This window comes from Sphingosinicella sp., assembly GCF_052387495.1.
Classification (GTDB): Bacteria; Pseudomonadota; Alphaproteobacteria; order Sphingomonadales; family Sphingomonadaceae; genus Allosphingosinicella.
In genome coordinates, this window is sequence record NZ_JBQTJC010000061.1 from 1 (window position 1) to 2,954 (window position 2,954).

A 2,954-nucleotide genomic window follows, 5' to 3' on the forward strand; every position below is an offset into this window, starting at 1 on the left:
CCGCCCTTCGCCCGCCCGGGCGCGCCCAACAGGCTGGCGAAGAGACCGCCGAGCGCCGGCGTCTTGCCGAGCCCGCCGAGCAGCGCACCGAGCCCGCTCCGGATCGACGCGCCCGCGATCTCGGCCAGCGCCGACAGCGCCGCCCGCTTCAGCTCCTCGAAGCCCAGCCGCCCGGTCCTGAGCGCCCGCGCCAGCGCATTCTCCAGCACGCGCCCCGCTTGCTCCGCGCCTTGCGCGAACGGGCCGTCCAGCTCCGCGCGCATCGCCGCCACGTCGCGCGCGAATCCCGCCGTGTCCGCCCGCACGCTGACCACGAGCCGCTCGATTTCCTCATCCATCGGGAAACATCTCCATCAGCCGGGCGAGATCGGCGGGTGAGGCCGGAACCTCCCCCGGCGCCGTCGCGCCGAGCACCGCCGCCAGCTCCGCCGGCGTCGCCGCCCAGAATTCGTCCGGCCGCCACCCGAGCAGCAAGCCCGCCAGGCCCGCCAGCCGCGCCGCGCCGTCGCTAAACAGTCCGCTCATGCTGAGCCCGTCGAAGCACCCTGCAAAATCTGTGTGAGCAGCGTCTTCAGCACCGGCGTCGCCTTGGCCAGCCCGCCCTCGGCGATCGCTTCGCCGATCCGCTCGCGTGTGCAGCCCTCGCCCCGCTCCGCCGCGCAATGCCAGAACAAGGCGGCCATCTCGCTCAAGGCCAGCCGCCCTTCCGCCGCCCGCTCGACCAAAGCGAAGAGCGGCCCCAGTTCCTCCTCGGCCGCGACCAGCGCCTCGAAGCTCGGCCGCAGCACCAGCCGCTCCCCGGCGACCACGATCGCCGCCTCGCCCCGCGCCGGATTGGCCGCCCTCATATCGCGGCCACCTCGCCCGAGCTTTCGAGGCTCAGACTGTAGGTCCGCTCGCCGTTGTAATCGCCCGAATAATCGAGCCGCGCGACGAGAAAGCGCCCGCGCATCCGCTCGCCGCTCTCGAAGCTCAGCTCGTAATCGTCGAGCAGCCCGCCGAGCGCGTTGGACTTGATCCGCGTCTCCGCAACCGAGCCGGTGAAGATCCCGCTCGCCGAGACCGAGACCGAGCGCACGCCGGCGCCCGAGAGCAGCTCGCGCCACCCTTCCGAATCCTTGCTGGTGACGTTCACCGCCTCGCCGTTCACGCTCAGCTGGGTGGTGCGCATCCCGGCCACGGTCGCATAAGCCGGCGGCGCGGCGCCGTCGCCCACCTTGAGCAGAAAAGCGCTTCCTTTTTCGGCGCTCATGGCGCAATCTCCTTCTCGTTAAGCAATTGGAGGGAACGATGTTTTCGTCTTTCCTCGCGCTGATGCTGGCGGCCGTCGGGGGACAGGCCACCGACACCACCCGCATGGCGCGTGAAGCCTTCACCGCATGCCTGCAGGCTTTCGTTCAACAGAGCGTCAGCGCCCGGATGACGCCGTCCGATTTCGAGGCGCAATATCCGCAGCAATGCGCTGCGCAGGAGGCCGCCTACCGCGAGGCGATCATCCGCCGCGACACCGCCGCCCGCATCGCCCGCGCCGCCGCCGAGGAATCGGCCGGCCTCGAAATCGAGGACGCCCGGATCAACTTCAGCGAACGCTTCGCCATGGCGCAGCCGCGCTAAGGGTTCGCCCGGCAACAGCGCCCGCCGACGCGAAGCGGCGCCGAAGCTGATGCCGGAGTCGAACCCGCCCGGACGGCGGGGCGGCCGGTCATAATCCGGCCGAGCCCGACCGACGTCACGGCACAATGGTGCCGTGACGGCCGTCTTCGATCACTAATCCGCCAGCATCCTGGCCCGGAACTCGCTGACCCCCGCCCAGCCGAGCCCGGTTTCACGCATCGTCCGGCTGCGCAGGAAGACCAGGCTCGCGATCCGCCAGCCGTCCGCCTCGCCGCCGATCGCCATTACCGCCATCTCGCTCGCCGCCATCAGCCGCCGCAGCCGGTCCGGCCGTTCGCCCTTGTCGCGGATCGTCACCGCCAGCCTGATCTCCCGCCCGACCCCGCTCTTGTGGCTCCAGTCGCTCTCCGCCCCGGTCTCGACGATCGCATGGGGAAAGGCGGCGGTCAGCGGCGGCCCGTCGTAACGGCCGCTCAGGCTCTCCACGCCGGCCAGCGCGACCAGCGCCGACTTGGCCAGGCTCGCTCCCGCGCTCATTTCGCCAGCCCCGCGAACAGCCACCTCAGCGCCGGATCGAGCGCGAAGCGCCGGGCCAGCCGCCGTCCGACGAGGACCAGCCCGCGCTCGTTCTCCTCGATCCTCACGCCGGCGGGCAACGCGCTCCTCGCCTCCTCGGCGAGCTCTCGCCTCCGTGCCGCTGCCCGGGCTTCGGCGATCCGCGCCACGCGGCCCGTTATCGCCTCAAACATGGCTCCCCCCTCCCAGAGTCAGCCGCCGCCAGGGCCGCCACAACGCCGTCACCGCCGCCGGCGGCGGGGCCGCCTCGGCGCGATCGCGATGGGCGTAGAAATGGGCGGTCAGCCGAACGATCCCCTGCCGCACCGCCTCGGGCACGCCATTGGCATCGCTTGCCAGCCCGGCGAGATAGGTGACCCGCAAGCGCTTCTCGCTCCGCGCGGCCGCCAGCCGCAGCCAGCCCTCGCCCGCCGCGTCGATATCGATCGCATAGGCCTCCGCGGCCAGCGGCTCGGCCTCACCCGTTTCGTCGAGCGCCGCCACCGCCTCGATCGCCCTGACCGGCCCCGCGCCGAGCCGCCGCCATTGCCGCGAGGCGGGCACGGCCTCTTCGATCCGCCGCGCGATCAGCAGGCGCCCGGTGAAGCTTTCGCACAAGCCGGCGGCGCTGCGGGCAAGGCCGACGAGCAGCGCGTCCTCCTCGCTCGTGCCGACCCGGAGATAGGTCTTCAGCTCGGCGAGCGAGACCGGCAGGGCCGGCGCCGCCGCGGCGGCGCGCGGGCCCAACAACAATGCGCCCCGCGCCCACGAAAAGCGCGGGGGGC

General features: G+C 72.2%; 7 protein-coding genes and 1 pseudogene. 1 reads left to right on the forward strand and 7 read right to left on the reverse strand.

What is annotated here, in order from left to right; genetic code table 11:
- The 4 genes and pseudogenes from ACT4N8_RS03415 to ACT4N8_RS03430 all read right to left on the reverse strand — a co-directional run.
- Positions 1-338, reverse strand: a pseudogene (locus ACT4N8_RS03415) (tail tape measure protein); the annotation flags it as partial.
- Complete coding sequence (locus tag ACT4N8_RS03420; protein ID WP_444856736.1) at positions 331-525, reverse strand: phage tail assembly chaperone; 195 nt, start codon at positions 523-525, stop codon at positions 331-333. The gene ACT4N8_RS03420 and the pseudogene ACT4N8_RS03415, both read right to left, overlap by 8 nt.
- Complete coding sequence (locus ACT4N8_RS03425; protein WP_444856737.1) at positions 522-848, reverse strand: gene transfer agent family protein; 327 nt, start codon at positions 846-848, stop codon at positions 522-524. Before ACT4N8_RS03425 ends, ACT4N8_RS03420 begins: the two co-directional genes overlap by 4 nt.
- Complete coding sequence (locus tag ACT4N8_RS03430) at positions 845-1,252, reverse strand: phage major tail protein, TP901-1 family (RefSeq protein ID WP_444856738.1); 408 nt, start codon at positions 1,250-1,252, stop codon at positions 845-847. The genes ACT4N8_RS03425 and ACT4N8_RS03430 overlap by 4 nt, the downstream gene beginning before the upstream one ends.
- A gap of 38 nt (positions 1,253-1,290) precedes the next feature.
- Between ACT4N8_RS03430 and ACT4N8_RS03435 the strand changes: the two genes are divergently transcribed.
- Positions 1,291-1,614 carry a hypothetical protein gene (locus ACT4N8_RS03435; protein WP_444856739.1) on the forward strand — a complete coding sequence of 108 codons (324 nt, stop codon included), beginning with the start codon at positions 1,291-1,293 and terminating at the stop codon, positions 1,612-1,614.
- 153 nt (positions 1,615-1,767) lie between these two features.
- On the opposite strand, the gene gp17 is transcribed toward ACT4N8_RS03435, so the two are convergent.
- From gp17 to ACT4N8_RS03450, 3 genes are read right to left on the reverse strand one after another with little or no spacing between them, the layout of a single operon-like run.
- The gene (gene gp17 / locus ACT4N8_RS03440) at positions 1,768-2,151 is read right to left on the reverse strand and encodes a tail completion protein gp17 (RefSeq protein ID WP_444856740.1); all 384 of its coding nucleotides are present in this window, start codon (positions 2,149-2,151) and stop codon (positions 1,768-1,770) included.
- Entirely contained in the window at positions 2,148-2,363 is a 216-nt protein-coding gene (locus ACT4N8_RS03445; protein ID WP_444856741.1) for a hypothetical protein, read from the reverse strand. Before ACT4N8_RS03445 ends, gp17 begins: the two co-directional genes overlap by 4 nt.
- Complete coding sequence (locus ACT4N8_RS03450) at positions 2,356-2,922, reverse strand: head-tail connector protein (RefSeq protein WP_444856742.1); 567 nt, start codon at positions 2,920-2,922, stop codon at positions 2,356-2,358. The genes ACT4N8_RS03445 and ACT4N8_RS03450 overlap by 8 nt, the downstream gene beginning before the upstream one ends.
- Between the last annotated feature and the right edge of the window lie 32 nt (positions 2,923-2,954).